This window comes from Lacticaseibacillus zeae DSM 20178 = KCTC 3804 (genome assembly GCF_000260435.1).
GTDB classification, from domain to species: Bacteria; Bacillota; Bacilli; order Lactobacillales; family Lactobacillaceae; genus Lacticaseibacillus; species Lacticaseibacillus zeae.
Genome location: NZ_BACQ01000031.1, coordinates 107328 through 134287, shown reverse-complemented (window position 1 = coordinate 134287; position 26960 = coordinate 107328). Strand labels below are relative to the sequence as shown.

The window sequence follows — 26960 nt, the reverse complement described above, 5'->3', positions numbered from 1 at the left end:
CGTTGAGGACACGATTTTTGCGAGCAGGCTCAGCATTTTCCATTAGATTTCGGTTGCAACCTTCTTAGTAAATAGTACACTAACATTAATATACTAATGACGGAGGGACCGGAATGAACGATGAGCTGACGATTCGAAGTGGCATCCATGATGTCATGCCAACAGTGTTTGGCTATATTACGGTGGGGATGGCTTATGGGATTGTGGCAAAAACCGGCCACTTGTCGCTGCTGATGATCGGGCTCATGTCGCTGATCGTGTATGCCGGATCAGCGCAATTCGTATTGGTAAGCATGTTGGCTGCCGGCAGCCCAGTTGGCGCCATGGTAATCTCGACTGCCTTGATTAACGCGCGGATGAGTTTGATGTCCATGACCGTGGCACCTTATTTAAAAGATGAATCGATGACCCAGAATGTGCTGATCGGTACCTTGCTGACAGACGAAAGTTTTGCGTTGTCGATGAACAAACTCAATTACACTAACCACCATCTGAATGCACCATGGTTCCATACGGTCAATGTCGGGGCTTACTTAGTCTGGTTTGTTGCCAGTCTTTTAGGTGCCGTCATCGGCGGGATGATTCCCAATCCGGACAATTTCGGCTTGGACTTTGCCGTTGTCGCGATGTTCATCGGTCTCCTTTATTTGCAGATGATTACGGATCGGTCAAAACCGTTCCTGCGGCATTTAAGTGTCGCCGGCGTGGTCGCCGTCGCCATGGTGCTACTGGTGCGTTATTTACCCGGCACAACCGCGATTATTGTCGCGACGGTGATTGGCTGTTTATTTGGAATGGGGGTAGAACGTCATGCAAAATCCTGACACATTGATCGCAATCCTGAGCTGTGGACTAGCAACGTGGCTCTTACGCGTGGTGCCGATCGTTTTGGTCAAACGCATGACGATCCCCAAGTGGCTGCTGCACTTCTTGAGTTTCGTTCCGGTAGCCATCCTCTCAGCCATTTTTGTAGAAAATCTCCTCGTCATCCACGTCGGTCACTGGCCGAGCGTCAACTGGCCCAATTTATTCGCATCCCTGCCAGCCATCGGCGTTGCAATCATCACTAAAAGTTTATTCGCTGTCGTTGTCGCAGGTGTCGCTTCTATGGCTGTTTTGCGGTTGTTAGGGTGGGCCTAAGGAGTAAAGAGCGTGCGGTGTTGAGTCATAATTCAAAGTTGTTGAACAAAGGCGAATGAATAGTTCGCTTTTTTATTTTCGAATGAATAATTAGTTAGAATTGTTAATATCTAGTGCCAAGGCGGAGCAATCGGAGGCGGGGCGGGCTCAGTGGTGAGATTGTACTAGCTGGGCGGGCTTCCCAGCGTAGTACAAGGCCGAGCTTTGAGACTCAGCCGGTTTTGCTGAGGCTCAAAGTCGTGCCCACCACTCTAGCTTCGCGGTCGCCAGCCCAGACCCGCCGGAGATTGCGTAGTTTGGCACGGTAATGTTTTTTAGTAAAAACAAATAATTGAGCCTAACTTAAATTCACAACCACCCCATTAACTCATATATCAGAATTTTAAGACACAAACAAAATAGCCATTGACAAGTTTTACTAAAATAAGTACACTACAAGGTGAAAGCGATTTCAGAAAACGCACCCGTAAAACTTGAAATGGAGGCTTTTTGCATGGAAACATCGTTGTTGTACCCAGTGACAAATGATCAGCGCACTGATCAGAAACTGGATGGACTTTGGCAATTTAAGTTTGATGAAACGAAACAAGGCGTGAAAGATGGCTGGGAGACCGGCTTTTACGATGGCGTTTCGATGCCGGTACCGGCTAGTTTCAATGACTTCTTTACCGATAAAGCGAGCCGCGAATATACCGGGGATTTCTGGTATAGCCGCAAGTTTTTCGTTCCGTCTGCGGCTAAAGGCAAAGCACTGTTTCTACGGTTTGATGCCGTTACCCACCGCGCAACGATTTTTGTGAACGGCAAAGAAATTCGGTCGCATGAAGGCGGCTTCCTGCCATTTGCCGCTGACATCAGCAGCGCCGTTCATTACGGCGCCGAAAACACCGTGGTTGTCAAAGGCAACAACGAATTGTCCCGCGAAGCCTTACCAGCCGGCGACACGATCACGTTGCGGAATGGGAAGAAAATGGTTCGCCCATTCTTTGACTTTTATAATTACTCCGGCTTGAACCGGTCCGTTCATTTGCTGACGTTGCCACAGGAGCGGGTGTTGGATTACACCACCACGTTTGAATTAAATGGCCAAGACGCCACCGTGAACTATACGGTGACAACCAACGGGGATGCGCCCGTAACGGTTAGTTTGGCCGATGCTGACGGCCAGGTTGTGGCAACTGCCCAAGGCAAGGAAGGCGCTTTGCAGGTTAAGAACGCCCATCTTTGGCAGGTCCGCAACGCTTATCTCTACACCCTGACCATTCAGGTGGGCGATGACGCGCAGACGCCGGTTGATACTTATACGGATCGCATCGGGATTCGAACCATTAAAATTTCCGGTACCGATATTCTGGTCAACGACAAGCCAATCTACCTGAAAGGCTTCGGCCGTCACGAAGATTCGCCATTTGCCGGCCGTGCTTTTGACCTGAATGTCGAAAAGAAGGACTTTGCCTTGATGAATTGGATCGGCGCAAACTCCTTCCGTACCTCGCACTATCCATATGACGAACAGGTTTATAAGATCGCTGATGAAGAAGGGTTCTTGCTGACAGATGAAGTGCCAGCGGTTGGTTTCAAAATGGCCGCGGCAGCCTTTCTTGGCGGCTTGAACCAGTCCTTCTTTAAAGGCCCATGGCTTAAGAAGTTGCATGAACGCCACATTGACCAGATCCGTGATTTGATCAAACGCGATAAGAACCACCCATCCGTTCTGGCATGGAGCCTCTTCAACGAACCCGATACGATTGATGAAAATGCGGTTCCTTACTTCAAACAGATTTTCGACGAGTCCAAGGATCTTGACCCACAAAGTCGGCCGCGGACCTTTACCCTGAGCGAAGACGACACCATCGAAACGTCCAAAGTGCTCGACTTCCCAGACTTTTACATGCTCAATCGGTATCCTGGCTGGTATCATTTTGGCGGCTACCAGATTTCCGATGGGGAAGCCGGTCTGCGTGATGAAATGGACAAGTGGCAAAAGGCCGGCGTCACGAAGCCGGTTGTCTTCACCGAGTTCGGTGCCGACACCGAAGCTGGCTTGCACAAGCTGCCAAGCGTGATGTGGACTGAAGAGTATCAAGTTGAAGTGCTGAAAATGTTCAGCCGCGTCTTTGATGACTATGACTTTATCAAAGGCGAACAAGTGTGGAACCTTGCTGACTTCCAGACCGTTGAAGGTAACATGCGGGTCAACGGTAACAAGAAAGGGATCTTCACCCGCGATCGTCAGCCAAAAGAAGCCGCCTTCTTCTACCACGATCGCTGGAACAAGCTGCCGCTGGATTATAAGGCCAAGTAACTTGAATTCCGCGTCAAACTAAAGGTTCATTTAGCGATGCTGCACCCATTCGGCGCTATCTGATGGGTTTGGTTTCGCATGGCCAATGCCAAACAACTGTTTCTGCGAAAGAAGCGGTTGTTTGGTATTTTTTTGTCTTGAAAAGCTTATCATTCAGCTGATAAAAATTTTTGGGTGGTAGAAAACGCTTCATGACAGGCGGTACATTGTTTTTATACAAACAAATTTGAAATAAATTTATAAAAATTGTTGTCATCAATACTTCAACATGTATACTAATATATGAGTTCTTTTAGTAAGCGCATTCAGTAAGCGATTTAACGTTTGACCATTCAAGGGGGCTTGCCTACTTTTCTGACAGTGAACCGTAGACGACATCGTAACGCGAAAACCGGCGCTTAATCACGCTGGCTCACGTTCAAAATGGGAGGAAAACGAGCAAATGAAAGCAAAGATAATTGGCTGGCGGCCCAGAAGCTTTAACAAAAAATGGCTTTGGGCCAGCATTGCAACGGCTGTCGCGGCAGCATCCATGGTTTTATTTTTGATGATACCATCGGCGACCCGGGCGGCAACGCAGAATCCGGAAGATCCTGTCACCGTTAAGCTGGACGGGAACGATATTGCCAGCAACAACACCAATGGGCTCACGTTTAAAGGCTTCGGGGTTCTCAGCGGCAATGGTACCAGCGCCTTGCTGATGGATTACAAGTCCGAGCACCCTGACGTTTATGCGAAAATGATGAAAACCCTGTTTGGCGGCAGTCAGCCCCTGATGACCAACGTCAAACTGGAAATGGGGAACGATCGCAACAACTCTACCGGTTCAGAGCCTGCTACCCAACGAACCGAATCGGAAAGCGCCAACGTAACTCGCGACCAAGGTTTTCAGCTGGCCGCTGACGCCAAGAAACTCAATCCGAATCTCAAAGTGACGATTCTGCGATGGAACGCACAGGGTTGGGCCAAAACCAACGACCAGATTTACACCTGGTACAAAAATTCGATTTTGGCCGCGTATCGTAAATACGGCTACATGGTCGATTACGTCAACCCTGGATTAAACGAACACGCACCGGATCTGACCTGGGCAAAGGAATACGCCAATCGGGTCAAAACCGACACAACTGGCTTCAAGAACGATACCGAACGCAAACTCTATAACAACATCAAGGTCGTGATTTCAGATGAAGTCGGTGTCGGAAGTTTTGGTAAAAAGATGGTGTCGGATTCATCGCTGCGCAACGCCATCACCGCAGCCGGCTACCACTATTCAACTGAAGACGACAGTGCCAAAAGCTTTACAACCCTGGCGGACAAGTACAACAAGGAAGTCTGGAATAGTGAAGCTCAGGCAACCTTTGGTAATTCCGATTATCGGCCTAACTCAGGCACTGGGATCGGCGGTAATGGGAGTTCGCTAGAAATGGCCAACACCATTGTCAAAGGCTTTACCGATTCACGGCGGACGAACTTCATTTATCAGCCAGCCATTGCAGCCTTTTATGAAGGCGGGCAGTATTCTTCGAAGAGTGTGCTGCAGGCAACTGATCCGTGGTCAGGTTGGACGAACAACGATGTCGCGCTTGACGTACTGGCACAGTTCAGCAAGTTTGCCAAGCTCGGCTGGGAAAATAGCGACAATACTTCCGGCGTTTGGCGGGTAGTTTCTCAAGCCAGTGCTTCGACAGCCACCGGATCTAATCCTGTCAACGGCCGCAATGGCTTAGCCAATTACTTAACCCTTGCTTCACCGGACAAGAAGAACTTTTCGACGGTCATTGTCAACGACAGCAAGTACACGAAGCATTACCAGATTGCAGCGACCAATATGGGCTATAAAGGCAACCCGTCGCTGGAAGAGTGGGAAACCCGCGCGGCTGATTCGACCGCAACTGATGCATATAACAGCAATTACCTCAAGCACGTGGGCGATGTCAGCGCCGATAGCAAAGGAGTTTACACGGTCACCGTGAAGCCGTGGTCAATGATGACCGTCACCACGCTGGATAAAGCAAAAGATAATGATCTGAAGCAAGATCCGGCTACCCCAACGGATAAGCAGCGCACCGTGCTGGATACCGATACAAACGGCAAAGGCCATGACACTTCAGATAACACCCTTTATGCCGACAACTACGAATATGCCGGGAAAAAGGTGGCAACTTTGAACGCCGACGGAACCAGCAATACGGCGCAAACTGAAGATTTCATCAGCTCGCGTGGTGGCAACTCCGGCTTTTACCCGCTCTACACGTTCAACCGCAACGGCACGCTTGAAGGTTATCAATCGAGCCATGCCAAGTCTGGCAACTATGTTCTCCGCCAGCAACTGGATTCAACCGTTGTGGCGCCTGGTGGGGCGTGGAATGACGGGGATGCGCTTGCCTGGATCGGCGACAATCGCTGGATGAACTACAAAGCCAGCACCGATGTTTCGTTTGAAGATAAAGGTACTTATGGCAGCGCCAATTACGCTTCAATCGGTGTCCGCCAGCAAGCGGATTCCGGGCCGGCAGCTTATCTGAAGTTCTGGCAGGACGGCGGTTGGTCGCTGCACATCGGTAGTCAAACTATCAGCGGAAATCTTGCGACCGGCCAAGGCGGCACCAAGATTTCCGGATTTGATACTGCCAATACCGCATGGCACAACATTGCGGTTCAAGCAGCCGGCGATACGATCACCGCGTCTATCGATGGCCATGAAGTCGCATCCGGCAAAGTTACGACGCAACTTTCCGGGCGGGTTACACTCGGAAGTGGTTATTACCATACTGACTTTGACAATTTGAAAGTCGAAAAGGTTAAAGGCTACACGCCGTATTATTCACAACAACTCGACGACCTGGAAATGTATGACACGTCAGCTAAACCGCAAAAAGAATTGGTTTATAACAATCAATGGACCCACGAAAACGGTCAAGGCATGTATGTGCGTGATCGGACAATTTCCAAGAGTACCGGCGCTGGCGCAACGCTAACTTACACGTTCAATGGTACCGGTTTGGACATCTGCGGCAGCAACGACGGCTCGGCTAAGTTGGATGTGACCGTGGACGGCAAACAGGTGGCCACCAATGCGGCTACTAATAAAACCGGCAACCTTGAGCAGACGTACACGCTGCGCAATCTAAAGGATGGCCAACACACCGTAACGTTTACCGTCAAAAGCGGTACGTTAGCCGTGGACTATGTCGGCGTGGTGCCTGGTGAAAACAGTGTTGATTTTAGCGCCTTGCAGACTGCTTATGACAAGGACAAAGACACGACCAACACCAGCAACAAGTACACGACTGCCAGCTGGAACGCTTTCCAGACAGCCTTATCTGCTGCCAAGAACGTTTTGGCCAACAGCAGCGCAACGCAGTCAGATGTTGACACCGCGCTGAAGAATCTGAACACGGCATACGACGGGTTGGCACTCAGCCCAGACAAGTCCGCGTTACAGAAGGCCTATGACAAGGCAAAAGACGTCACCAATTCGAACAACAAGTACACGGATGCCAGTTGGTCGGCACTCCAGGCAGCCTTGACCGCTGCCCAGAAGGCCTTGTCAAACACCGATGCAACATCGACAGACATCGACACCGCGCTGAAAAACCTGAATACGGCTTATGCCGGCTTGATTCCAAGTCCGACAACCAAGCCAGACAAGTCGAAGTTACAAGCAGCCTATGACAAGGACAAAGCAGTCACCAACACCGACAACAAGTACACCGCTGACAGCTGGAAGACCTTCCAGACAGCTGTGGCAGGCGCACAAACGGTTTTGGCCAACAACGATGCGACCCAGACAGACGTTGACGCCGCTTTGCAAAAACTGAACGACGCCTATAACGGTTTGACACCAACTAATGGCGAAAAAGCTGATAAGTCGGCACTTCAGACAGCCTACGACAAAGACAAAACCGTCACCAACACGGACAATAAGTACACTGACGATAGCTGGAAGACGTTCCAGTCCGCATTGGAAAATGCCCAGAAAGTGTTAGCTGACAACAAAGCAGTTCAAACCGATGTTGATGCTGCTTTGCAGAAGCTAAATGATGCTTACGATGGCTTAACGGTTAGTCCAGACACCAAGCCAGATAAATCGGCCTTGCAAGCAGCAGTCGATGCAGCGCAAGCCCTTAGCGATGCAGCCGTCACCGGCGAGCATGAAGGCAACTATCCGGCTGATGCCGTGACAACTTTGAAGAACGCCATCACCGCAGCCAAAAAGGTTCTCACCGACGCATCTGCTTCCAAAAACGATGTGACCAACGCGGTTTCAACCCTCAACCAAGCCGTCGCAACCTTCAAAAAGGCAGCCATCACCGTTAACCGCGATCCGTTGACGCAACTGGTCAAGGCAACGCAAGCACTCAAAGAAGCCGACTACACGAGTGATAGTTGGACCACGTTCCAGCAAGCCTTCACCGCTGCCCAGAAACTGTTGGCAGGTAAGCCGAGTCAGCAAGAATTAGACGCCGCAGTCACCACACTTCAAGCCGCGAAAAACAACCTCGTTGCAGCAGGTGGTCAACTATCATCAACAGGCGGCAGCGACTCGTCAAGCGCCAGCCAGGCACCTTCATCGTCATCAAGCAGCGCGACATCAAGTTCCACCGCAACTGATCAAACCAATCCGGCAAGTGAATCTACGTCTAGCTCGAATAAGAACAAGTATCCAAACACAGGCGAATCACAACTGTCACTGGTAGTAACAGTAGCAGCACTTGCCTTACTTGCTGGCATTGGGGGTCTTGCTTGGTTCCTGCATGAGAAAGATAAGGCGAAACAAGAGTAGTATCAAGCGTTGAGGCATCAGCAATTCGCGATTTCATAGTATTTTAAAATGACTCGCAGTCTGGATTTTTTCTGACTGCGAGTCATTTTTGGTGTTGTTCGTGACTGCTTTAAAGAGGTCAGAGACGGGAGTCAACTTTTCCCGTTCAAACAGCTTTTCCTTGAATTGTTGCTATATACCTTGTATATTGAATATACAAGGTATATAGCAACAAAATGAGGAGGTTGTTTATGACTGAAGGTAAAGGACTCGATGCATTGTTGGAGAAACATCATACCTTCGTCAGTGGCACGGCATCCCGTTACGGCGTTTCTTCGTCAATGCTTACACAAGCTATCAAGAATGGCCGGATTTCGCGTGAGGCGCGCGGCGTTTATATTGAAGATGGTTATACATGGGATGATTTTGCGATTCTTTCGCAACGCTATAGCAGGGGCGTTTTTGCGCTTGAAACTTCGTTGTATCTGTTTGGGTTGACTGATTTAATGCCGAATCGATTCGTCATGGCTTTCCCATATGGCTATCATCACTCACGATTAGAGGAGCACGGTATTGTGCCCATCTATTATGTCTCAAGTCGCTATTCGCCGGGGATTGTCTCTGTTGAAACGCCCCACATGAATATTGTGCCAACTTACTCAGTGGAAAGAACGTTGCTCGATGTCTGGGAACGTCCTGATATTGCGCCATATACGCGTAATGAAGCGTTTAAAAATTATCTTGATGATTATGGACAAGATAATAGGTCTTATGAGAAACTTGTTAAGCTTAAAGACCAGTTGTACCCCCATAGCAATTTAACCAAGCTTTTGGAGGTTCTCGCTGCAGGTGATTGTGTTGTCTAAGAGATGTGCTGTTATTAACTGCTTACTTAAGGGAAATTGCCAGGACTCATTCTTAAGCAAGAGTAGCGAGGTCAAGAAAAGGCATTGAAATTCCGGTTTTTTCGGGATTTCAATGCCTCTTTTAGAATTTAAGCAAATGACAGAATTTATTTTGTTGAGTAGTAATGGTTTGACGCATATTTAAACGCTTTCTGCCATTTTTTTGTTGCGGCTTGGGCTAATTGGGTTCGGGAAGCGAAAAAATCGAAGGAGTGAAATGCCCCTTTGTAAATATCAATTTGAGCTTTGACGCCAGCTTTTCTTAATGCAAAAATGTATGTTAGCGTCTCCTGATAAAACGGCTCAATGGTTCCGATGAAGGTATAGGTGGGTGGTAGATTTTCATAAGATTTTGCTCTTGCCGGAGCCGCATATTCTGACACGTTTTCATGCCCGTAGTCATTGCCTAAATATAGTTTCCATGCATTGACATTGCTGCGTTCATCCCATACCGGTGCGTCATTATGCAGAGACGAAGGAGTTGGCTGGTCATCCAGCATGGGATACAGTGGCATTTGAAAAGCAATTTTAATTTGATTTTGATCACGTGCGTATAATGTCAATGCTGCTGTGAGACCGCCACCAGCGCTTTCTCCGCCAACAAACAACTGCAAGGGATTAACGCCGAGCGCTGTTGCATGTTCCTTTAACCAAACCAATGTAAGATAAGCATCAGCAAGTGCTGCTGGAAAAGGTGCTTCCGTTGACCGGCGATAGTCAGGCATCACGACAACTGAATTGGAAATGTTTTGAATCTTTCTTGCATAATGTAAATCCGTTTCTGGAAGACCAACCGCATAGCCGCCACCGTGTAACCAAAGTACACCCGTTGCCAGCGGCTTGGGACTGACAGGACTAACGATCAGGATTCGCATCTTGCTATTGTCAGGTCGTTGTATAAATACTTGTTTGACGTTTAGATCTTTGGGAAAGTGCCCCTTTACAAAATGATCCGTTAGCCAATTCGCTCGATAAAAATTTTGGGGATTATGAAAAGGTGGCAACCGGCGAATAATTCGACCAATTGTTTTGATTTCTGGATTCATTTCATCGTTAGAAATATAAGACATGTTTAATTGCGCTCCTTTTTGGGCGACTCGAAATTTTTCAAACAATAATGGGTGAGCATCGGTTTTGGGCTTAGACCGAGAAGATAACGGCTATCATCTGTTGGATAGCGTTACGAGCCTCCCATGTCGGTAGTATTGGGTAGATGTGGTTTTGTCCGATACCATGGAATAGATTTGTCACAACGCCATGTTTCTTCAACTTTTTGTTTAGCTTCAGAATATCGGGATAGAATTCTTCTCGGGTGCCAACAAAAATTGTGACATTCTTTAATGGTGCTACATCTCCGAAGAGTGGACTGAGATGGTAATCTTTGCGGTCGGTTTTTCCCGCCCATAATTGTCCATTAGCAATTAGGGCTTGGCGGTTTAATATTGGATCGATTGTATCCAATTTTTTTGTCTCAGGGTTGGATAGCGTGATATCCACCCAAGGGGACAAAAGAATCAGGCTATCGGGCTGGGGCAAATCCTTTACAGCAAATGATTCTGCTAAGCCCAATGCCATTCCTCCACCAGCTGAGTCACCCATTAAAATAATTTTCCTCACTCGGTCATCATTTTTTAGCAATTGATAAAGGGCAGTCAGGGTTTGATAAGCACGGTGGTAAGTAGCAAATGGGATAACTGTATAAATCGGCACAATAATCCGTGCATTCGTCCGTTGCGCTAATTTGTTTAGCATTTTCCAGTGTTGAATCGTTGGGTGAGCAGCATATGCACCACCGTGAAGATAAAGAATGGCGGTACCGCTGTTGCGCTCGGGATTGAGTTCATAAATGTCAATGTTATTAAATTTTGTCTTTTTAATGGCAACTAAAAAGTGCATTTGCTCTGGGATATGATAAGTTTTTTCACCTACCATCTTTTTATGTGCAAGATCTTGTTTTACTTGTAGACCAGTTCGCTTGTCTTTAACGAAAAGTCGTAGAGCGCCTTCTACCAAGGTAGCGCTTAAACTGCGATGATAACGCAACTGTGAATATACTTTTAAAGCTGTCGATAACCCTGTAAAAGCACCAGCTATCAATAATGTTTTTTTCCAGTTACTACTCATTAAAATATCCTTTCGTCTACATAACAGGAAACGAAGAAGCTTTTGTTTGGTCGGTGAGAATGCTGTGTGATTTCATGCAACACCATAAATGATAATTTCGTACATGCTTTGCATGGCACTCTGGTAGTAATTGGGGTCGTCCGCTGTAAAAGATTGAACGAAGATCTGTTCAATGGACTTTGTTAACATAATCGTTAAGACTTCCTTGTCGACGTAGGTTAGAGGTCGATGGGCAAACTTGTACAGCAATTTCAAAATTTGATTTTCCATTTGAGTCAACAGTCGCACGATCTTTGCCCATTGAGCGGGATATAATCTTTTGAAATCAAAACTGTAGTGTAGGAGTAAGCCGATGTTAAATGAGAGCGGAGTTTTAAGAACTCTGGATAGTTGGTCAATGTTTTTAATATGTTCCGCCGATGCGCCGGTCGTTCCAAGTTGACTAAAAACAAAATCAATTGTGGCGTCAATTAAATCGGTCTTGCTGGGAAAATACTTATAAACGGTGCGCTTACTGGTTGCCATTTTTTTTGCAATGTCGGCAGTTGTAAACTTCGGACCTTTTTGCTCTAGAACAACAAGAACCGTTTGGAGAATTTGGTCTTTAATTTCCGACGACGCGTTTATTTTTGTAGCCGGTTTTCGGTTGTCTTTAATATCTTTTGTCAAAAGAACACCCCTGGTACTATTTTTTATTTAATAGTACCAGAAGAAACGATTTTTGACAACGCCTGTTTTTTTAAAAATTAGCCGTCTCCCTTAATTTTTTTCGGTCTAGTGTGTGAGAAGTCTGCTAGCGATTGCCAGTAATAATACCGATATAATGAACGAATCAGCACCCGTGACGAAAGCGCCACAAAACAGACCAAGGATGATTAACATGTCAGAACTGGGAGTGATAGAAACCGTTTTTTTCATTAAGCAGACTCCTTATAAAGCTGATTTAGTTCCGTGCACGTAACTAAGCTTCATAGGAAAGCCTATGAGAAATACTTACTTAAAACAAGTGAAAAAAGTATACTAAATTTAAGTTTTGTACAGTGACATGTTGGATCAGAGGTGTATGAAATAAAGGAAATCACCTGCAACGTCTTCACAAAGTTATAGGTTGGTTTTAATCATGAGGTCAACTATAAGCGCCCACGTTTATGTCCGAGACAAGCGCGACAATCATTAATTTTCGTTTTGGTCTTCTTTGCTTGATGTGTTCCGATATACCTTTTATATTCATATTAGGGCAGTATATAGCAACAACACAAAATCAGTTCGATTGCTTAAAGATGACAGATAATTACCCTTAACAACCGTCCTACCCTTAGGACAAGGAGCAGCGTATGAATAATGAAGATAATGATTTCATACTTCGGCAGATAAAGAGCTTTGCGCAAGGGTTGGGGTATATTCTTTCAAAGAAAAGCGATTCTAATGAAACGGTGGTTCTGTTTCAGGATGGCGAAACGAGTCTCAAAGGGTATAAAGAAGAGCTAGCTCATTGCATCGAAGAGAACAGCTTTTCGGAAGCCATTCAAATGTTGGAATCCTGGCGTTCCACGCGCATTAGCAGAGCTCAGTACGAAAAACTGTTCTCCTGGCTGCAAGAAAAGCGTTTTGAGAAATGAAATGGGAAACTTCTCGCACCTTTTAAACGTGGGATCTGGACAAAAATTCTTGCTTCCAAGCTAGGCCAGTCATCGCCTTTTTTAAAATAGAAAAAACATGCTTGTCCAAAAGCAATCGCTTCTTGGCAAGCATGTTTCATTTTCAGGACTTATTCAATTGTTGCGCAAAGCGGATGACTCACAAACTACTTACCAGCCTTAATTTCATCCAACTTTGCCCGATACTTCTTGGCAGTTTCCGTAACGCCTGCGTAGTCGCCGGTTTTGGCGGCTGCGGTGAGGTTGCTGCCGGCACCGACTAAGGTAACGCCGGCGTCGAACCAGGTTTCGAGGTTGTCGAGCGAAACGCCGCCGGTTGGCATGATGGCCAGCTGCGGGAATGGGCCGTGGAGTGCTTTGACCATGGCTGGGCCGGCAACGCTGCCAGGGAAGACCTTGACTAGGTCGACACCGGCTTCGAGCGCGGTTTGAATCTCGGTTGGCGTGAAGCAGCCTGGGGTGTACGGAATTGAGTAGAGGTTACAGATTTTGGCGACGTCAGCGTTGAAGCTTGGGCTGACGATGAACTTAGCACCGGCGATGATGGCCAGACGTGCTGTAGCCGGATCAAGAACGGTTCCGGCACCGATCAGAACATCGTCACGGTCGGCGTACTTTTCGCTGAGTTCGTCCAGTGCCTTGTCTGCGTGTGGCACCGTGAAGGTCAATTCAATTCCGGTAACGCCGCCAGCAATCACGGCGTCAACGGTTTTAACAGCTTCATCGGCATCGTTGCCGCGAACAACCGCGACACAGCCGGTGTTCACTAACCGATTCAGGTAGTCATATTTTTGCATGTTTGTTTACTCCTTAAACGTGTTTGGTAACGAAGAACGTCTTGTGCGTCTTGAAGCATGAAAAAAGTTAAAGCGCTTTTATTCGTGCCCTGTTTCATTAAGACTTGTTTTCATAAACTTGTCAAGTTGTGATCGCGTTGGGTAGCCGGTGTTGTCGCCAGCGGACTGGATAGCCAAGGCACCGATGGCATTGCCGCGGCTGGCTGCTTCGGCAGGGGAGCGGCCTTCGAGCAAGGCACTGATGACGCCAAGGGCAAAGCCGTCACCGGCGCCGACCGTATCGACAATGTGCGCCGCCGGAAAACTCGGCAGCAGCTGCCCTGGCACGTTGCGGCCTAACAAGTAGGCACCTTGTTTACCGACTTTAACGATAACCAGTTGCGTCTGCGGGCTTTGATCGAGGTAGAAGTGGGCGATGGTCTCAGGATCATCGCTGCCGACCAGGATTTTGCCTTCCGCCGCCCCCGGCAGCACAATGGTGGCACTTTTGGCCAGCTCATTGATGGTCGTCGCCATGGTTCGTTGATCGGGCCACAATGCCGGGCGCAGATTGGGGTCGAACGTGATCATGATGTGGTTGGTGATGAGCCGCTTCATCAAGCGCTTCGTTGCGGTCAGCGTCGAAGCCGAAGCCGCCGGGAAAATACCGGTGATGTGCGCCAGCTTGACGCCCGCCAAATCGACGCGGTCAATGGCATCCGGGTCAAAATGGGCAGCTGCCGATCCGGCCCGAAGATAATAAGTGTTCGGATCACCGTGCGTGACGCGCGCTTTGAACTCAATACCAGTCGGATAGCGCGAAGTCGTGGTGACATTGTCTGACCCGATCCCGGCCGCCGTGAGTTGCTGGCGAATGAAAATACCATTCGGATCTTCGCCAAGATGCGTGATATATTCAACTGAATGGCCCAGCCGGCTTAAGCCAACCGCCACATTCAGTTCGGCACCAGCCAGATATTTGGTAAAATGTTTGGCCGCTGCCAACGGAACATCGGCTTCTTCAGCGGCGAAAACGACGAGCGGTTCACCGATTGTCAGGCATTCATTCACGTGTGATCGTACTCCTTTAAACGTTCAGTCTTTGTTGTCGTAGAAACCAAAGTAGTTGCGGGCGTTACCGTAGCTGATATTCTTGACGATCCGGCCAAGGGCTTCCAGGTCGTAAGGCACGCGGCCTTGTTCTACCAACTCACCGTAGAAGTTGCACAATACCCGCCGGAAGTATTCATGCCGTGGGTAAGACAGGAAGCTGCGGGAATCCGTCAGCATCCCGACAAAGTTTGGCAACAGACTTTGTTGAGCAAAGGTTTGCAACTGCTTGTGCATGCCTTCAGCCGTGTCATTGAACCACCAAGCCGCGCCCAGTTGCAGGTGTTGCTTGTCACCTTGGCCAACAAAGCTTTGCAGCATGGTGATCAATGGTAACCAGTCATTAGGATTGAGTGAATAGAAGATGACCTTTGGTAACGGACCGCGTGCATCCATCGCCTGGAAAAGATCACGAATTTCACCGACCAGATCCGGCTGGCTGCCCATCGCATCAAACCCGGTATCCGGGCCGATCTTTTTGAGATTTGGCAGACTTAGGCTGCGAGCAACATTTACGTGGAATTGCATCGTCCAGTTGAATTCGCGGTTCAAGTCCATCAGCATTTCGACTAAGCCGGTGATGTATTGATCATTTTCTTCATCACTGACAGGGCGATTTTCGATACCCTTTTTGATGATGGCATCAAGGGCTTCCTGGCTTGCCGGACGGTAGTGGAAGCTGTTGAGGCCGTGGTCGGAAAGGTGGCCGCCGTGTTGGGCGAAGAAGGTGAAGCGTTGTTTCATGGCTTTCTTCAAGGAAGCAAAGTCAGTAATCTCAACGCCGGCTGCCTTGCCGAGGGTCTGCAAGTATTCGCCATAGGAGTTTGCGCAGATTGCCATGAGCTTATCTGGACGCATTGCTGGCAAGACTTTGAAGCCATTGGTGTCTTCGTCTTTCGCGATGAGTTCGTGATAGTGCAGGTCACTTGCCGGGTCGTCGGTGGTGCAGACAACTTCGACGTGACTGCGGCGAATCAACGCCCGTGGCGTGAATTCCGGCGTTGCCAGTTTGGCGTTGGCGAGATCCCAGACTTGTTTGGCGGTGTCGCGACTCAAAACCAAGTCGCTGCCAAAGAAGCGGCGTAATTCAAGGTGGGTCCATTCAAACACCGGGTTGCCCCAGGCATTTTCCATAGTTTCGCACCAAGCGACGAACTTCTTGTAATCATCACCATCGCCGGTAATCAGTTCTTCCGGAACCCCGTTGGCCCGCTCAAGCCGCCACTTGTAGTGATCGCCGTAAGTACCTTCGTTTAACCAAATACGGGTAATGTTCTTGAAGTTACGGTTTTCGTAGATTTCTTCCGGGTTGAGGTGACAGTGAAAATCGATAATGGGCAAGTCAGCGGCATATTGATGAAACAGTTGCTTCGCTGGCTCGTTGGTTAACAGAAAATCATCATCCAAAAAGGCCATTATTTTGCACTTCCTTTTTCCAGTGCTTCCCAGAGCCCGTGCAGATACATGATACCTAAGGCGCGGTCATACAAGCCGTAACCTGGGCGACCATTTTCGCCCCAGATGTTGCGACCGTGGTCTGGCCGGATGTAGCCATCGTAGTCTAAGTCGTGCAAGGCCTTCATGATCTCATACATATCCAGTGAACCGTCTTTGGAAAGGTGATCGGATTCGTGGAAGTCGCCTTCCTTGTTCATGAACTTGATGTTGCGGGCATGAATGAACGGTGCCCGGTCTTTCTTGACGAATTCGCGGATGATTGCCGGCACATCGTTGTCAGGATTTTCGCCTAATGAGCCGGTACAGATGGTAAAGCCATTGTAGCGGGATTCGTGCATGCCTTCAATGATCCGCATGTCTTCGGCGTTTTTGTAGACCCGTGGCAGACCGAATAGTTCGCGCGGCGGATCGTCGGGATGCATGGCCATACGTACATCATACTTCTCGCAGGTTGGGATGATGGCGTCGAGGAAGTACTTCATGTTTTCGCGTAATTTAGCGGCGTCAACATCGGCGTAAGCTTTGAACAGACGCTCGATTTCTGCCAGACGTTCCGGCTCCCAGCCAGGAAGGACATAACCTTCGGAGTTGTTGCGAACGGAGTCGATGATATCGTGCGGATCGTCTTTCAGATACTGATGCTGGAAGGCCATGACATTGCTGCCGTCTTTCAGCTGGTAGTGAAGGTTGGTCCGCAACCAGTCGAAGATCGGCATGAAGTTGTAGCAAATGACTTTGATGCCGTATTCGGACAGGTTTTTAATGGTTTCTTTGTAGTTTTCGATGTACTTGTCGCGTGATGGCAGGCCGATCTTGATGTCATCGTGAATGTTAACGGATTCGATGACTTCCAGCTTTAAGCCGGCATCTTCGACCTGTTTCTTCAAAGCGGCAATTTTTTCTTTTGGCCAGACGTCGCCGACCGGAACATCGAATAAAGCGCCAACGACTTGGTCAGTGCCAGGGATTTGGCGGATCTGTTGCAAGGTGATTGGGTCATCTTTTTCGCCGAACCAGCGAAAACCCATTTTTAAATCAGACATAAAATCAAAGCTCCTTTTCGTGATCTTGACGGAATTGTTCAAGTGTCTTGGCAACGGCACCAGGGCCGGCGATCAGTTTCTTGAAGTCGGCTTCGACTTGGTCAGCCAAACCGATTTGATACAGGTCATGGCCGAAGATCTGGTCGTTGCTCAAAATTGGCTTGAGGGCGGCGTGAACGTCGGCATCGCTACCAAGCTTGATGTCAGCAACATATGGCTGCAATTGATCCAGCAACGGGTCGCGGCTTGGCGTGAAGGCATTGCCTTTGTCATCCAGCGCCATCAGGTAACGGCACCAGCCAGCGAGGATCAATGGAATGGCTTTAAGTTGCTTGACGCTGTCAGAACCCTTGTCTAAATAGTGTTGAATGGTGACCCCATAACGGATTGGCAGCTTCTGTGACGTGTCGCTGGCAATCCGTTGCGGCGTATCCGGAATGTTCTTGTTAGGCAAGCGCTTGGTGATCAGCTGATCCAGGAATTTCTTCGGGTTGATAATCTTTGGATCCTTAACTACCGGAAGATCTTCTTTGTAGCCAAGATACTTGATCAATGTAAGTAGATCAGGATTTTCGACTTCGGAAGCAATGGAGGTGTAACCCAGCAGATTGCCATAGATAGCCAGTGCCGTGTGCAGTGGGTTCAGGCAGGCGGTGACTTTCATCTGATCGGCATCGTTAACCGTGTCGCGATCCGTGAGAATGACGCCAGCGTTTTCCAATGCCGGACGACCATTCGGGAAGCTGTCTTCGATGACCAGATAATGCGTTTCTTCGGTGTTACCGAATGGCGCAATGTTGGTGTGCTTCGGGGTGTGGACGATGGTGGTATCCTCAAAACCTTCTGCCTTCAGCTTGTCAGCAACGTTTTGGGCAGGGTTCGGGGTGATCCGGTCAATCATGGACCAAGGGAAGCTGACGCGTTTTGGATCGGTCAGATAGTCGATGAAGCCTTGGGTGACCGTACCGTTCTTAGCCCAGCCTTTAGCGATGGTCAAGATACCGTCTTCATAACGTTTGCCATTTTCGGAGAAGTTGTCGGTGCTGACCATGGCAATTGGCTTGGCACCAGCTTCATAACGGGCTAACAGCAAGCGAGCGATGGCGCCCATGTTGGTAACGGCATCATCTGGCTTACCGGCGATATCGGCTTCAGCTGCTGGGGTCAGCTTGCCGTTGATGTCGGTGAGTTGATAGCCTTTTTCGGTAATGGACATCGTTACCAGTTGCAGCGATGGTTGGGTGAAAATGTCTTTCAACCGTTCCCAGCCGTCTGGATTGCTCTTGTTGTAGTAGATGGCCTCGGCAACACTGGCAATCAGCGTCTTATCAAGGGTGCCATCTGGCTGCATGACAACCTGCAAAACCCGATCGTTGTAGGGCTTGTAGATGTCAGCCGGAACGTCGCCATCATAGGTTTCAGCAACAATGACCCCGGACTTAAGCTTGCCGGTGTTCAGTAAGTCTTGCGCAATTTTCGCATGGAAGCAGCGGAAGAGGTTCCCGCCACCGAAGTGTACCCAGACCGGATTGGCTCGGGTCGCTTGTTTCATTTGTTCTTGATCAAATTGCGGAACAGCGATGCCGGCTGCCTTGAATTCATCAGCCTTTGCTTGATAATCGTCGGTTAACTTAACCACAATAATGAACCTCCTCATATACTAATATATCAGAACTACACCCTCAATATAGCACGACTTGGGTAAAATGGAAAGCGCTATCACCTGATAATTTAAATTTAATGTTTTCGAAAATAAATTATAAGTGTCCGGACCGTTTTAAGCGGCTATTTGCTGACGGTTTCTTGGAAAATCATTGACTTTAGTTTTGGCATCGCTTACAGTGAAAGCGAATTCAAATATATTAGTATCATAGTTGATGCTGCTTTTAACAACAGAAAGGACAGATCATATGAAACATACCTCGTGGGTTTATACGCCTAAGGAAATCAACGTTAAACGAGGCGTGGCTTACGGTTTGACTAACTTAATGGGCGGTGGGTGGAACAACATCGTTTCTGGGGTCATTTTTGCTTACCTCACATTGTCAGTCGGACTTAATCCTGCCATGGCCGGTGCCATCACAGGTGTTGCCCGAATTTTTGATGCGATTTTCTCGCTGGTTTTCGGAACGGTCACAGATGGTTTCTATAAAACCAAGCTAGGGAAAAAATATGGTCGGCGGCATTTTTGGATGTTAGTCGGCCTTGTCGGTTTTGCGGTATCATTCCTGTCATTTTGGGTACCGGCGACAGCTATTTTCGGACCGGGTCATGACTTCATTTATTATCTTGTTGTCTACACACTGACGGAGCTTTTTGTCGGTATGATTTTGATCCCTTGGGAAACCTTGCCGACTGAAATGACAACCGACTATACGAAACGAACCATTCTTTCCGGTTCACGGATGTTCATTTCCGCAACCGGGACTTCATTGGTTTTCTTCATCTTGGCAATCTTGCAATCATTACCAAGCGCTGCGGCAAAGAAAAATGCTTATTTATTTGCCGGTATTCTATGGACGATTCTTTTCGTGGTCGCCATTTTTATTTCTTATCGGATGACATGGGAACGCCCATTGACGAAGGAGTTTATTGCTGAGTTGGATGCGCGCCCGAAGCTGAGTGTTGGTCAATACATTAAAGAGACGCTGCATGACTATGCTCAGACTTTCCGTAACTCTGCTTTCCGGAAACATCTGACCATTTATCTTTTCTCATTTACGGGTAAAGACTTTTATGCCACTTTGTTACCGACGTTTATCGTGGTTTGCATGGGGATGGCATCAAATATTCCATGGGTCTTAAATGCGCTCACCGTGTTTGGTATTTTATCGACACTTTTAGCAGCCAAGTTAATGATCACTCATGGACCGCGATTTTTATATAGCGTCTCCTATATCGGTATTATTTTGGCGCTAATTGCATATGGGATGACCTATTTTCTGCACCTTAAGAATCCTATGGTCGTCTTGATTGTCATCACCATTGTTTATCAGTTGTCACGCGGTATTCTTGAATTTACGCCATGGAACGTTTTCCCATTCATTCCTGACGTTGACCATATTATGACGCGCGATGATAAAGCCGGGACCTACGCAGCTGTGATGACTTTCTTCCGTAAATCCACCGGTGCATTGGCTACTTGGCTTGCCGGAATTCTGCTGGAGGAACTAGGCTATGTATCAACGGCCAGCACGCAACAGCCCGGCGTCACTGACAAAGTTGCGTTGCTCTTCATGATCGCACCAATGATTCTAATCGGCATTGCGTTAGTCGTTTCGTGGACGTTCAAATTAAATCGTCAAACGCATAATGTCCTGCAACAGGAAATCAAGCGATTGGAAAATGGCGGATCCAAGACAGACGTTACTTCGGAGGCGCGGTTAGTTGCTGAAGAGCTAACTGGCTATCCGTATGAAAAACTTTGGCCAGAAGAAACATACGAAGATGCGCAAGCTGAAAAGAAAAAGAAACAAGACACTAAGAAGGAGTGAATGAACTTATGGCAGATACAGTGATCGTATACAACCAAGTCAAGCAACAACTTTTGAACTTACCATTAGATCATCAGAGTTTAGCGCATGTTGACTTAACAAAAATCGGCTTGTCATCAAGTGCCGATCTTAGCCACGTGATCAAATCGGATACTTTTGCGGTGGTATTTGATGGCTCGAGTTGGACAAGCCAAACTTACATGCAGTGGGAAGATTTGCGAATCAATGAAGCACTACAAGCTATTAAAGGGAAGTATTCCGAATCAACGGAGAAGATTTTAGCGCATTTTGTCGCAGGCATGGATGTTAAATATCAAGGTAAAAAATCGTGGGTTGCATTGTTAGAAGAGCTAGGTAAAGAGATCGAGGCACGTTAGAAACGCAACAGCTACCGGCAATTCATGAATGAAGCTCAAATAGTCCCTCCACGATCAGTAGACGAAGGCTCATCGCACATCTGCTGATCGTGGAGGGATGTTTCATTGTCCAGAAACTATGCTGGTTCGAGGATGTTCATGTAAAAACTTGGTTGAGATAGGTAACCCAAGCTCGAGATTGCTCTATTGTATAAAAACGCGAGGTGGCTGACTTTTGCGTTCTATCTATAACGCGTTCGCCAGCCCAGAAACCTGCGTGTAAGGACCTTGGTCATAATGGCCAAAGCCCGGCCATTACGCCCAAGGCCACTTACACTCCGGTTTCTAACCGGGCTGGCTCACGCTCAGCAAAAAAACACCGCCATGCAGTGATCTGCGTGACGGTGTTTCGCTTCGACTAACTTATTTCTTGTTTGCGTTGACGCCTTTACCCGGAGCCCAGTCGTCCATGAGGTTGGCTGGGTATGGGTTGAGTTTGAAGGCTTCGTCTTCGCGCGGCTTGCTTTCGTTGACCGGTCCGAAGGCTTTGTGCAGGGTTACAGTGCCCCATGCCGGGACGGTGACGTGTTGCCAAGCGTAAGCGCCGTCACGGTTAATGGTGACTTCGGCGTCCAGTGGTTTGCCTGACGGGTTGTAGATATGTGCGGCAATGGAGCCATCCGGTGCCAGGAATGCAACGGAGCCGAGGCCGCCGGTGTAGCCGTCTTGGGTGTAGTTGGTAGAGCCGATGACGATGGAGCCTGGTGCGACATCCTGGTTAAAGTTGCGCAGCATGTAATATTCGAGGTTACGCTGCACTTTACCGGTTTTATGATCAATGGTGACAACGCCACGCCGACCGGTTGCGCCAACCTGATTAGGCAGGCCGCGTTCGTCCAAAGCGATGTTCCAAAGGTCGATCATGTTGAGCCCTTGGCGCACGAGCCAGTTGCCGATGAGTCCCATCATAATATGGGAAGCATCTTCCGGCGTTTCTTCGATCATGCAGCGCCGTTCGGTCATAGCTAAGTGCCAGTTAGGATTCAAGCGGCTGCCTTTAAACAGGTTGGTGTACGGGCCGTCATAGGTATGGAAGGCAAAACCATCAAATGCTGCAGCTTCATCAGGGGTGATGAGTTCGCTAAGCGGCTTGTCGATAACGTCCAACACATTCAGACTGCCATCCCAGAAATACATCTTGGTATCCGGGAACGTTTTATCCAACGCTGGCCGTAAGTACTTGTAACCGAATTGGGCCAATTGTGGAATGGTCCAGATCATGGCTGGCCAAGCCGGTGCGTTGGATGGTTCATTTTGAATGCTCAAAGCATAAATCGGAATGCCATACTTGCGATATTCTTCGAGGTAACGAACGAAATACTGCGCGTAGACACCTTCAAAAGTATCCTTAACCGCATACCCGTTGTTGGTGTATTCACCGAACCGCAAGTGACCGCCCATGTTGAGCTGGCCGGTACTCTTCATCCAGGCCGGTGCCGACCACGGGGAAGCCATAATTTTAACGGCCGGATTGATGGCGAGAATTTCCTGGAGAACCGGAATCAGGTACTTCAAGTCTTTGGTCGCATCAGGGGCACCCGGTTCGCCTTCACCAACCGAGAACTTGGCTAAGGAAGCATCGTGTTCACCGAATGGCACATCATCATAGGTGTAAAAAGGCTGGCTGGCAGGTTCGCAGGAACCCAGTGGCACCCGAATCGTGGAAAAATGGCCTTCCTCAGGATCAAACAGTTCATGTAACAACGCACTGCGCTGTTCCTTGCTTTGCTTCCAGATTAAAGAGGCAGCAGCATCGGTGATCGCAGCGCCGGCACCGATCCATTCCTGATGTTGGTCAGCCGGATCGATGACGATTTTAGCACCGTTGCCAGGTTGATTAGGCCAAGGTCCTTGCCGGCAGTATCGGAAGATGGCAGAACATCCATGTTCAACGCACCATCGACTGAGTTGTACAAGCCATTACCAAAAGCAGCGATAACAGCGTAAGCAAACATTGCCCAAGCTTCTTTGACAAACAGTGGGAACAAAGCAGCAATTGCCAACGCGAACGTCGCAATAACAACTGGGCCTTTAACCCGCTTCATTTTATCAGCAAGTGGACCGCCGACTAAAGCAAAGAAGACACCGATGAACAGCATGATGGACGAGAAGATTGAAATGGAACTGCCGGCCTCTTTTGTGCTCTGACCAATGTAGTCGGTAAAGATGAATAGCAGGAAAGTCGTAACGATCGTTGAACCAACAACCATCAGGAATTTACCGGACAATGCCAGGTAGAAATCACGCGCATCATGCGTCGGGAAGAAGAAGTACTTCTTGAGGGATTCCTTATCGAGTTTGATCTTCGGTTCGTCTAGGTTGCTCTTTTCATTAATTAACAGAACGTGGATGACCGCCAAGATAACGGTGGTTGCTGCCATGACGTAAATACCGAATTTAACATTGCCAAGGAACTGGGCAGCTAAAAGTGCGAAGCCTTGTTGCGCAATGGTAAAACCGACACCGTAGAAGGTCGATACAGTACCACGCCATTTAGGTGCCACACGATCCGATATTTGCGGATAAATCGCGGCCGCAATGGCATTTTCAGCCGCCGCAGCAATAATCCAAATGAAGATGATCGCGGTAATCGACGTTAGATTAGCAATAACGACTAACGAAATCGCAATGACTAAGGTCCCAAGAACAATGTAAGGTTTCCGTTTCCCGAAACGCGTCCGGGTGACATCGGAGAAGGCTCCGAAGAGCAAGTTAGCAATCGCACCGGTAATCGATGCGACCGTTGCCAAAATACCGACCGCCCAAACCTTATGTGCGGCATCAATCTGACTGAACAGCTGTGGAATTAAAACGCTTCGGGTCGAACCAATTGGCCCGTACCAGCAAAGTGGTGCTAGGAACATCGCAGTCGCAACACCGAATGGTAATTTTGGCTGCTGCGAATCTTGAACCTTCGCATTGGTGACAACCCCAACCGTCGTCTTAACGGCTTTAGGGTCTTTATCAAGTTTATCTGCCATTTTTTTCACTCCCATGAAATTAAATAATTGGCTTAGATCGTTGAATCCTATGAATCAAAAAACATAATGGCGTCATGCTTATACCGTCTGCCGTGCATCCCTTCTTTCTTTATATGTTATGTGGTCGTTGGCTGCCTCGGTGTTTTGCAGAATAAGGGGTTTGTGAGGAAACTTACGATCGTGTGGGGAGATACTTGCCAGAATATCAATTCGCCAAAGATGTTGGCCTTGATAAGCTCAGATCATTTATCGTTTTGCTGTATAAATGCCGGACTGAAGGCAACGACCGGCGAATTGATATATTAGTATATCCTTACAAATGTCATGTTAGCGCTTACTAAAAGCGCTGTCAACCTTTTACTAAAATATTAATATGTAAGAGCTTGAGAAACCTGGTGTGACAAGGAAAAAATCCCTAAAAATTACGTGTGGAAACTTGGAAATTTTTGGGGGGATGAGTAATTTGAAAATCAGCAACAGCATATTTGTTCAAAAAAAGACAAATTGATTTTCGTATTTCTGCAAGGGAAGCCACATAGACGCGAACGATGCGCGATAAAATTAGCAAGGACATTGTCTATCATGGAAATGATGATTTCTACAATATCGAACCATGATAATTGAATTTAGTTCGCAGATCATCGCCTTATTTTTTTATTATTTATAGTTCATTTTAAACCGTTAAAATTTATTTTTGCTTAACTAGTTGACACATAAGATAATAATAGATACTATAGTGATATGGAAAGCGCTTCCTAAAGTCTGTATATCGTCCCTCACACTAAGGAGGTCACACAATGTTCAATGGTAAAGTAACGGTCTTAAGCGATACGGAGTTATCAACTATTTCCGGTGGAGATAATTACTATGATTACAAAGCCGCTGGAGAACAGGCGTATCAAATCGGTCGAGCTGTGGGGAAAGTTATTCAATTTTCACCCTTTGTAAAAGTGGTCAAGTGGTTTAAAAAGCACTAAAATGGAGGATTCAAATATGAAAGCAAACATCGCGAGAATGACTCAGGATCAACTGGCAAGCATATCTGGTGGCAGAAAAATTGTTGGTTATGTATACCAGAGCGGCTTAGGCCAAGTGCCGATTTATGACACTGACGCTAAGCTCATGGGAGTTATGTATCCCAAATTTTTTAAGGGCATCTTTGAAGAAATCTTTGGCTAAAGCAAGTTGATGAACACCCATCCTTATAAATGTCTGTTCCAAAGAGAAAGGGGTTCATATAATAAGTGAAATATTATCTTGGATGGTCAATCGTTTTAGGAATCCTGATCATTTTCAGAGATCGTCAAGGTGTTCGTCGATTTATAGAGTTGGCGCTAGCGAAAAGCTTCAGAGGATTTATCACTAGAATCATGATCCTGCTTATTAACTTAGGCTTCTCTCTCTTAACAACTCGACAAGTAGATTTGGTAATAGTTGCTTCTGTTTCAGTTGTTACCATATGTATCATCTTGATCGATAGTTACCACACTTTTTGGGAACGGCCATGACAAGTACAGCAGAACTTTCTGCTAGCGTATCAAAGAAAAACGATGGAACATGCCAGCACAGCCTTACAGCGGTTGTCGGCATGATTCACCGTTTTTTGTTTGCTACTTTGCTATTTAAGTCATGACTGAGGGTATAAAACAGCGTCTCAGCATCCCCATTTCACAACTGTACAGAATGGCACTACTCTTTGCGACCACGTTCAAGCTCAAAATTATAGAAGCTTTCTTTAACTGGCGCGATCTTAATGTCTTCATCCGCAGTCCAGTTGGAGAAATATTTAGGGTACTTACGGTGGATTGCTGACATGTCCTCAGCGAACTTGAACTTAGAGATGTGGAGAAGACTTTTCATCATTTATAGCAAATAAACATGACAAACCCTAAAAAATTAGGTTAAATGAAGTTAAGCCATTGACATTAGCACAACTGATATATTAGTATGGCCTCATAGGGCATGACAGCGCTTACGCATTTTTTAAAAGTTAAAGTACTTAGTTTCTGAAGCAACATCTTTTTAGAATGGCTGGGGATGTTATACAATCAAGTAACAAAGTGAAAAAGAAGGAAGGGTGACGCCCATGCAAATTTCGAATTATCAAGATGAGGCGTACAATGCCATCAAACAGATGATTCTCAGCATGCAGCTGACCCCCGGGGAAAAAGTCGACAAGAATGACTTGAGCGCACAACTCAAAATCGGTGCGACCCCGATCCGGGAGGCCATTATCCGCTTGCGACGTGAAGGGCTATTTGATGTCATTCCGCAGAGCGGTACTTATGTATCAAAGATTAATCTGGAAGAAATGTACCAAGGCCGATTCGCCCGGGTCAATTTGGAAAGAACGATTGTGGCAGATGCCGTCAATATTATGACGCCGGAACAGATTGCCAAGTTAGAACAGCAAGTGGCACTGCAAGGCGTTTATGAAAACTCACGCGATTATGAGCATTTCTTTGATCTCGACCATGATTTTCACGAGATCTTCTATATGGCAGATCATAAACAATATGTCTGGACGTGGGTGCAGCAGATGAATCTGCAATTCAATCGCTATCGGTATTTGCGTTTAGAAGCGAGCGGCTTGCAGTGGCACAACATCGTGACGGAGCATCAGGCGATTGTCGATGCCGTCAAAGCCAAGGATGCTGAACTCGCGAGTCATTTAGTTGCTGATCACTTGTTGGCGATTGATGATGACGTCAAAACCGTTCTGAACGCTTATCCGGATTATTTTGAAGGACAAGCGACCCCGAATCACCAGCCTAACTAGTTC

Annotated in this window: 21 protein-coding genes; 11 read left to right on the top strand and 10 right to left on the bottom strand. The window is 47.5% G+C overall.

Annotated features, from left to right (window positions below; genetic code table 11):
• Window positions 1-113 precede the first annotated feature (113 nt).
• From GSO_RS06315 to GSO_RS06295, 5 genes are all read left to right on the top strand, one after another.
• Window positions 114-824 (top strand): AzlC family ABC transporter permease, encoded by a 711-nt coding sequence (locus GSO_RS06315; protein WP_010490210.1) that lies wholly within the window; start codon window positions 114-116, stop codon window positions 822-824.
• A complete protein-coding gene (locus GSO_RS06310) occupies window positions 811-1140 on the top strand; it encodes an AzlD domain-containing protein (RefSeq protein ID WP_010490208.1) in 330 nt (109 codons plus the stop codon). The genes GSO_RS06315 and GSO_RS06310 overlap by 14 nt, the downstream gene beginning before the upstream one ends.
• Window positions 1141-1633: 493 nt before the next feature.
• On the top strand, window positions 1634-3445 hold the full coding sequence (uidA, locus tag GSO_RS06305; RefSeq protein WP_010490207.1) for a beta-glucuronidase: 1812 nt from the start codon (window positions 1634-1636) through the stop codon (window positions 3443-3445).
• Between the two features lie 442 nt (window positions 3446-3887).
• Entirely contained in the window at window positions 3888-8234 is a 4347-nt protein-coding gene (locus GSO_RS06300; protein ID WP_010490205.1) for an FIVAR domain-containing protein, read from the top strand.
• A 230-nt stretch (window positions 8235-8464) separates the two neighbouring features.
• Window positions 8465-9079, top strand: a complete 615-nt coding sequence (locus tag GSO_RS06295; RefSeq protein ID WP_010490203.1) for a type IV toxin-antitoxin system AbiEi family antitoxin domain-containing protein — start codon at window positions 8465-8467, stop codon at window positions 9077-9079.
• A 146-nt stretch (window positions 9080-9225) separates the two neighbouring features.
• Here the strand turns inward: GSO_RS06295 and GSO_RS06290 are convergent, their stop codons facing one another.
• The 3 genes from GSO_RS06290 to GSO_RS06280 form a co-directional block, all read right to left on the bottom strand.
• Window positions 9226-10188: an alpha/beta hydrolase gene (locus tag GSO_RS06290; protein ID WP_010490201.1), complete on the bottom strand. Its 963-nt coding sequence runs from the start codon at window positions 10186-10188 to the stop codon at window positions 9226-9228.
• A gap of 70 nt (window positions 10189-10258) precedes the next feature.
• Window positions 10259-11242, bottom strand: coding sequence for an alpha/beta hydrolase (locus GSO_RS06285; protein ID WP_010490200.1), 984 nt, complete (start codon window positions 11240-11242; stop codon window positions 10259-10261).
• 72 nt (window positions 11243-11314) lie between these two features.
• Entirely contained in the window at window positions 11315-11911 is a 597-nt protein-coding gene (locus GSO_RS06280; RefSeq protein ID WP_010490198.1) for a TetR/AcrR family transcriptional regulator, read from the bottom strand.
• 665 nt (window positions 11912-12576) lie between these two features.
• Here GSO_RS06280 and GSO_RS06270 point away from each other — a divergent pair.
• Window positions 12577-12861 (top strand): hypothetical protein, encoded by a 285-nt coding sequence (locus GSO_RS06270; protein ID WP_010490193.1) that lies wholly within the window; start codon window positions 12577-12579, stop codon window positions 12859-12861.
• Between the two features lie 185 nt (window positions 12862-13046).
• Here the strand turns inward: GSO_RS06270 and GSO_RS06265 are convergent, their stop codons facing one another.
• The 5 genes from GSO_RS06265 to GSO_RS06245 all read right to left on the bottom strand — a co-directional run bounded on the left by GSO_RS06265 (window position 13047) and on the right by GSO_RS06245 (window position 18926).
• A complete protein-coding gene (locus GSO_RS06265) occupies window positions 13047-13697 on the bottom strand; it encodes a bifunctional 4-hydroxy-2-oxoglutarate aldolase/2-dehydro-3-deoxy-phosphogluconate aldolase (RefSeq protein WP_010490190.1) in 651 nt (216 codons plus the stop codon).
• Window positions 13698-13775: 78 nt separating this feature from the next.
• Window positions 13776-14747 (bottom strand): sugar kinase, encoded by a 972-nt coding sequence (locus tag GSO_RS06260; RefSeq protein WP_010490188.1) that lies wholly within the window; start codon window positions 14745-14747, stop codon window positions 13776-13778.
• 24 nt (window positions 14748-14771) lie between these two features.
• On the bottom strand, window positions 14772-16202 hold the full coding sequence (gene uxaC / locus GSO_RS06255; protein WP_010490186.1) for a glucuronate isomerase: 1431 nt from the start codon (window positions 16200-16202) through the stop codon (window positions 14772-14774).
• Complete coding sequence (gene uxuA, locus GSO_RS06250; protein ID WP_010490184.1) at window positions 16202-17287, bottom strand: mannonate dehydratase; 1086 nt, start codon at window positions 17285-17287, stop codon at window positions 16202-16204. The genes uxaC and uxuA overlap by 1 nt, the downstream gene beginning before the upstream one ends.
• 4 nt (window positions 17288-17291) lie before the next feature.
• Window positions 17292-18926, bottom strand: coding sequence for a mannitol dehydrogenase family protein (locus GSO_RS06245; protein WP_010490181.1), 1635 nt, complete (start codon window positions 18924-18926; stop codon window positions 17292-17294).
• Window positions 18927-19197: 271 nt separating this feature from the next.
• Here GSO_RS06245 and GSO_RS06240 point away from each other — a divergent pair, with 271 nt between their 5' ends.
• Window positions 19198-20781, top strand: a complete 1584-nt coding sequence (locus GSO_RS06240; RefSeq protein ID WP_010490180.1) for an MFS transporter — start codon at window positions 19198-19200, stop codon at window positions 20779-20781.
• A gap of 8 nt (window positions 20782-20789) precedes the next feature.
• Window positions 20790-21158 (top strand): hypothetical protein, encoded by a 369-nt coding sequence (locus GSO_RS06235; RefSeq protein WP_010490178.1) that lies wholly within the window; start codon window positions 20790-20792, stop codon window positions 21156-21158.
• Between the two features lie 402 nt (window positions 21159-21560).
• Here GSO_RS06235 and GSO_RS15675 read toward each other — a convergent pair whose 3' ends face one another.
• Complete coding sequence (locus GSO_RS15675; protein WP_439708962.1) at window positions 21561-22934, bottom strand: glycoside hydrolase family 30 protein; 1374 nt, start codon at window positions 22932-22934, stop codon at window positions 21561-21563.
• The gene (locus tag GSO_RS15670; RefSeq protein ID WP_010490172.1) at window positions 22934-24178 is read right to left on the bottom strand and encodes an MFS transporter; all 1245 of its coding nucleotides are present in this window, start codon (window positions 24176-24178) and stop codon (window positions 22934-22936) included. The genes GSO_RS15675 and GSO_RS15670 overlap by 1 nt, the downstream gene beginning before the upstream one ends.
• 797 nt (window positions 24179-24975) lie before the next feature.
• Between GSO_RS15670 and GSO_RS06220 the strand changes: the two genes are divergently transcribed.
• The 3 genes from GSO_RS06220 (at window position 24976) to GSO_RS06210 (ending at window position 26957) form a co-directional block, all read left to right on the top strand.
• A complete protein-coding gene (locus GSO_RS06220) occupies window positions 24976-25155 on the top strand; it encodes a bacteriocin (RefSeq protein WP_029345538.1) in 180 nt (59 codons plus the stop codon).
• Window positions 25156-25171: 16 nt separating this feature from the next.
• Window positions 25172-25357, top strand: a complete 186-nt coding sequence (locus tag GSO_RS06215; RefSeq protein WP_010490170.1) for a hypothetical protein — start codon at window positions 25172-25174, stop codon at window positions 25355-25357.
• 907 nt (window positions 25358-26264) lie between these two features.
• A complete protein-coding gene (locus tag GSO_RS06210) occupies window positions 26265-26957 on the top strand; it encodes a GntR family transcriptional regulator (RefSeq protein WP_010490168.1) in 693 nt (230 codons plus the stop codon).
• The last annotated feature ends 3 nt before the right edge of the window (window positions 26958-26960 follow it).

Coding starts and splice junctions, on each gene's coding strand:
- uxuA (WP_010490184.1), bottom strand. CDS start 17,287: ATGTCTGATTTAAAAATGGGTTTTCGCTGGTTCGGCGAAAAAGATGAC.
- GSO_RS06220 (WP_029345538.1), top strand. CDS start 24,976: ATGTTCAATGGTAAAGTAACGGTCTTAAGCGATACGGAGTTATCAACT.
- uidA (WP_010490207.1), top strand. CDS start 1,634: ATGGAAACATCGTTGTTGTACCCAGTGACAAATGATCAGCGCACTGAT.
- GSO_RS06235 (WP_010490178.1), top strand. CDS start 20,790: ATGGCAGATACAGTGATCGTATACAACCAAGTCAAGCAACAACTTTTG.
- GSO_RS15670 (WP_010490172.1), bottom strand. CDS start 24,178: ATGGCAGATAAACTTGATAAAGACCCTAAAGCCGTTAAGACGACGGTT.
- GSO_RS06300 (WP_010490205.1), top strand. CDS start 3,888: ATGAAAGCAAAGATAATTGGCTGGCGGCCCAGAAGCTTTAACAAAAAA.
- GSO_RS06315 (WP_010490210.1), top strand. CDS start 114: ATGAACGATGAGCTGACGATTCGAAGTGGCATCCATGATGTCATGCCA.
- uxaC (WP_010490186.1), bottom strand. CDS start 16,202: ATGGCCTTTTTGGATGATGATTTTCTGTTAACCAACGAGCCAGCGAAG.
- GSO_RS06295 (WP_010490203.1), top strand. CDS start 8,465: ATGACTGAAGGTAAAGGACTCGATGCATTGTTGGAGAAACATCATACC.
- GSO_RS06240 (WP_010490180.1), top strand. CDS start 19,198: ATGAAACATACCTCGTGGGTTTATACGCCTAAGGAAATCAACGTTAAA.
- GSO_RS06265 (WP_010490190.1), bottom strand. CDS start 13,697: ATGCAAAAATATGACTACCTGAATCGGTTAGTGAACACCGGCTGTGTC.
- GSO_RS06210 (WP_010490168.1), top strand. CDS start 26,265: ATGCAAATTTCGAATTATCAAGATGAGGCGTACAATGCCATCAAACAG.
- GSO_RS06290 (WP_010490201.1), bottom strand. CDS start 10,188: ATGTCTTATATTTCTAACGATGAAATGAATCCAGAAATCAAAACAATT.
- GSO_RS06285 (WP_010490200.1), bottom strand. CDS start 11,242: ATGAGTAGTAACTGGAAAAAAACATTATTGATAGCTGGTGCTTTTACA.
- GSO_RS06310 (WP_010490208.1), top strand. CDS start 811: ATGCAAAATCCTGACACATTGATCGCAATCCTGAGCTGTGGACTAGCA.
- GSO_RS06215 (WP_010490170.1), top strand. CDS start 25,172: ATGAAAGCAAACATCGCGAGAATGACTCAGGATCAACTGGCAAGCATA.
- GSO_RS06270 (WP_010490193.1), top strand. CDS start 12,577: ATGAATAATGAAGATAATGATTTCATACTTCGGCAGATAAAGAGCTTT.